This window comes from Longimicrobiaceae bacterium, assembly GCA_035696245.1.
Taxonomy (GTDB): domain Bacteria; phylum Gemmatimonadota; class Gemmatimonadetes; order Longimicrobiales; family Longimicrobiaceae; genus DASRQW01.
In genome coordinates, this window is the sequence record DASRQW010000348.1 from 1 (window position 1) to 4,403 (window position 4,403).

Below are 4,403 nucleotides of genomic sequence, written 5' to 3' on the forward strand. Positions count from 1 at the left end.
GCCGGGGGAGGGGGCCTCTCCCCGCAGCACCGATCTTTCCATCCGCCGCGGCATCTCCCCACGTGTAGTTCTCACGCCCTCGCGGCACCTCCCCCAGCGCATGGTCGATGCGGGCGAGGACGTCGCCGCTCAGTGTGATGCCGGACGCGGCGGCGTTGCCTTCCACCCCTGCTCCTCGCGTTGAGACGAACTTCCTCGCAACCGGCAACGCGCCGCCCGCCGCCCCGTGTTCGCCACAATACAGCATCGTGACAATCGGGGGCAACTGTTTATCTCCGGGACCGGCGGCGCGGCGGGGGCGATGCGATCCGGAGTTGCGGCCGAAGCTGCGGCAGGCGGCGCGGACCAGCATAGGACGGCAGATGCACGGCGGACCTCGCCGGAGCGGCTTCCCGTCACGGTTCTTGCGCTCCGCGGACGGTGGATGAGACGCGCCGCATCTCCGGAATCCCGGGCAGCATCTCGCCGGACGCGTATCGGCGGGCTCCGCGCCCGACCGACGCGGCTTCTGCATGGCGTGCGGTCCGGGAGATGCGGGGCGGCGTTCGCGACGGAGGGACTCGTCTTGTCCTTGGACGCTTGCATTCCTCGTTGGCACACCTATCATGTCCGGCGAGGCTGTTTTCGCCGCCACCCATGCCCGGAGCGTAGCCGTGAGACGTGTCGCCCTTCTGCTGGCCCTCGCCCTCTGTGCCCTGCCCGCCGCCGCGCGCGCGCAGCAGGGGCCGCAGCGCGCGCCCACGAACCTCCAGGTGCTGCCCAAGGACATCCCGCACGACTCGCTGATCGCCATCATGCGCGGCTTCACGAACGCGCTGGGCGTGCGGTGCAGCTTCTGCCACGTGATGGGCCCGGACGGGGGGATGGAGGGCGCCGACTTCGCCGCCGACACCAAGCCCGAGAAGCGCAACGCGCGGGTGATGCTCCAGATGGTGCGCGACATCAACTCGCAGTGGCTGCCCAAGCTGCCGGACCGCAGCACGCCGCCCGTGGGCGTGGGCTGCATCACCTGCCACCGCGGGATGCCGGTTCCCACCACCATCGACCGCGTGCTGGGCACTACGCTGGACAGCGCCGGCGCCACCGCGGCCATCGCGCGCTACCGCCAGCTGCGCACGGAGACGATGGAGCGCGGCACGTACGACTTCGGCGAGGGGCCGGTGAGCGACGTGGCCCGCCGCCTCGCCGCGCAGGGCAAGACCGCCGACGCCGCGGCGCTGCTGGAGATGAACTCCGAGTTCCATCCCCAGTCCGCCGCGGTGGACGTGCAGCTGGGCGACGTGTACCGCGCCCGCGGCGAGCGCGACAAGGCCATCGTGCGCTACCGCATGGCGCTGGAGAAGCAGCCCAACAACCAGATGGCCCGCCGCCGCCTGGACGAGCTGACCAACGGCACCCAGCCCCACCCCTAGCCGCTGCACGCACGACCAAGAAAGGCTCCGGACCGCCGCGCGGTCCGGAGCCTTCGCACGTCCGCCACCTCCCCGCCGTCGCTCGGCCCACCATCGCCCGACGACGTCCATCCACCGTTCCCGAGCCTGACCCATCCCTCCGCGGCTCTCCCCACGCGGCGTGCGGCAAATCTCATTCACTCCGGCCGATACGGATCGCCGGATGCGGCTTGGCGGATGCATGCGCAACCGGGCCTTTCTCTGCTGGCGCCAACCGTTTACGAAATTCCTGAACAACCATGCGGCGGATCGGGGCAGGTGCGCCGGAAGCGGGTCCGGGGGCGGAAAACAGGATGCTTGCCCCTGGCGATGCGGGCGCCCTACCTTGGCCCCGTAGGTCCCCCCGAAGGCCCCTGCCGCGTGGCACGGGCAACCCGGTCGAAGAGCCTCGCCGATGAGCACTTCCCGCAGGTTTCCCGCGCGCGCCGCCGCCGTACTGGGGCTGGCGGCGGCCGCCGTGCTGGCATGCACCGACCACAGCGACCCCCTGGCGCCGGTGCCCGGCGGCCCCGCGAGCCCGAACGGGCCGGGCGCGTCGCCCGCCATCGAGCTGGCGCGCATCGAGTGCACCGCGAGCGTGGCGGGGAAGACGGTGGAGTGCCACACGCCGGCCGCGGCCGAGCGCGGCGTGCGGGGCGACCTGCTGTATGGCGGGCAGGACACCTTCGTCACGGTCAGCTCGGCCAACGTGGAGTACGACTCCGGCACCCACAAGTACACGGTGGACGTGCGCGTGCGGAACCTGATCGCGCAGGCGATCGGGACCACCAACGGGACGACCGCGGACCCCTCGGGCGTACGGCTGTTCTTCCACCAGCAGCCTACCGCCACGTCGGGCTCGGGCACCATCGTCATCGACAACGCCGACGGCGTGGGGACGTTCACGGCGTCCAACCAGCCGTACAACGCGTACGTGGCGCGGCTGGACCAGTTCGTCCAGTCGGCGCCGAAGACGTGGCAGTTCGACGTGCCGCCCACGGTGGGCACCTTCGCCTTCCAGATGTACGTGTCGTCGCCCGTGCAGTTCCCCACCGGCTGGATCGACGTGTCGCACCCCACGTACGAGCTGCGGCGCACCTTCTCCAAGCTGATGACGGGCGTGGTGCGCGACCAGTTCGGGCGCGCCATCCACGGGGCCGTGATCACCTGGTCGTCGGGGAACGCGGCGCTGGCGACCACCGCGGCGGACAGCGGCTTCGTGACCGGGCACCTGCCGGGCGCGGTGGACATCGTGGCGAGCAGCACCAACACGGTGAGCGGCGGGGTGACGGCCACGCAGACGGGCGCCTCGCACGTCACGGTGCTCGGCACCACGCTCACGTGGACGGCGGGCGCGTCCAGCACCGACTGGAACGCCACGGGCAACTGGGACCGCGCCGTGGCGCCCGTGGCGCAGGACACGGCGGTCGTTCCGGTGGTGGGCTCCGCCATCTACCCCGTCCTGGTCCAGAACCAGGCGATCAGCGGGCTGGCGGTGAGCGACGGTGCGACCATCGACCAGAACGCCTTCGACCTCACGGCTTCGGAGAACGTGGCGGCCTCCACCGCCGGGGGCACCGGCGGCATCACCGGAACCACCGGCCGGCTCTTCCTGACCGGCGCCGGGAAGACCGCCACGGGCCGCCTGCCGCGGCTGCGGGTCAGCGGCACGTATTCGCTGACGGGCAACGTGAACGCCTCCGCGCCGGTCCGGGTGGACGGGGGCCGCATGCGCACCACCTCGTTCCGGCTCCGCATCCAGTAGGCCCGCGGGCGGTCCGCACCGCCCGGGGCAAACCTCAACCCGACGAGTCACGATGATGAAGAACCGTCTGCGCACGCTCGTTCTGGCCTCGGCCGCGGCCCTGGCGCTCGCCGCCGCCGCCGCGCCGGCGGGGGCTCAGTCCGACATCCTCCTGCAAGCCCGCTCGGGCTCGCCGGCGGGCGACCGGCTGCGCGTGGACAGCGCGGGCGGCCTCGTGGCCCTGGGGCAGATCGGCCACGGCATCATCCCGGCCACGGGAACGGGTGTGCGGATGATGTGGCATCCGTTCAAGGCTGCCTTCCGGGTGGGCGCCGTGGACGGGACTCAGTGGGACGACGCCAACACCGGGTTCTACTCCTGGGCCGGCGGGAACAACACCACCGCCAGCGCCTTCGGCACCTTCGCCTTCGGCGACGGGACCACGGTGTCGGGCACCGACGGGGCCGGTTTCGGCAGCTCGAACGTGGTGAGCGGCACGGCCGGGTTCAGCGCGGGCGCGGCGAACCACTGCACCGGCTTCGCCTGCGTCGCCATCGGCTTCACCAACACGGCCAGCGGGCAGGGCTCCGTGGCGATCGGCTACCGCGTGACGGCCGACGCGGACTATGCCGTCGCGCTCGGCCACCGTGCCAGCGCCAACGGCCACACCGGCGTCTTCATGTTCGGCGACGAGAGCACGACCGACTCCATTCAGAGCGGCGCCAACAACGAGTTCGCGGCGCGCGCGGCGGGTGGCTACCGCTTCCGCACCAACCCGACCCTCACCACGGGGTGCAACCTGCCGGCGGGCTCGGGCGTGTTCAGCTGCTCGTCGTCGCGCACGCTCAAGGACCACTTCGTGCCCGTGGCGGGCGAAGACGTGCTGTTGCGCCTGCGGACGGTGCCGGTGAGCTTCTGGAGCTACACGGGCGAGGCGGGCGGCGTGCGTCACCTGGGCCCGTTCGCGGAGGACTTCAGGGCCGCGTTCGGGCTGGGCGTGGACGACAAGTCCATCGGCCTGCTGGACATCGACGGGGTGAACTTCGCCGCCGTGAAGGCGCTGGAGCAGCGAACCGCCAGCCAGGACGAGCGCATCCGGGCGCTGGAGGCGCAGGTCGCCGAGCTGCGCGCGATGGTGCAGGCGCTCGCCGCCCCGCAGCAACCGACGCCTTGACGCATCGGGCGTTGCCCGGCTACGCGGCGGGGGGCGGCGTTCCGCGCCCCGCCGC

3 protein-coding genes are annotated in these 4,403 nt (G+C 72.1%); all 3 read left to right on the forward strand.

The window, feature by feature from the left end; genetic code table 11:
• Positions 1-653: 653 nt before the first annotated feature.
• A complete protein-coding gene (locus VFE05_16135; protein ID HET6231603.1) occupies positions 654-1,412 on the forward strand; it encodes a c-type cytochrome in 759 nt (252 codons plus the stop codon).
• Positions 1,413-1,845: 433 nt separating this feature from the next.
• Positions 1,846-3,195 (forward strand): hypothetical protein, encoded by a 1,350-nt coding sequence (locus tag VFE05_16140; GenBank protein ID HET6231604.1) that lies wholly within the window; start codon positions 1,846-1,848, stop codon positions 3,193-3,195.
• Positions 3,196-3,247: 52 nt separating this feature from the next.
• Positions 3,248-4,348, forward strand: coding sequence for a hypothetical protein (locus VFE05_16145; GenBank protein ID HET6231605.1), 1,101 nt, complete (start codon positions 3,248-3,250; stop codon positions 4,346-4,348).
• The last annotated feature ends 55 nt before the right edge of the window (positions 4,349-4,403 follow it).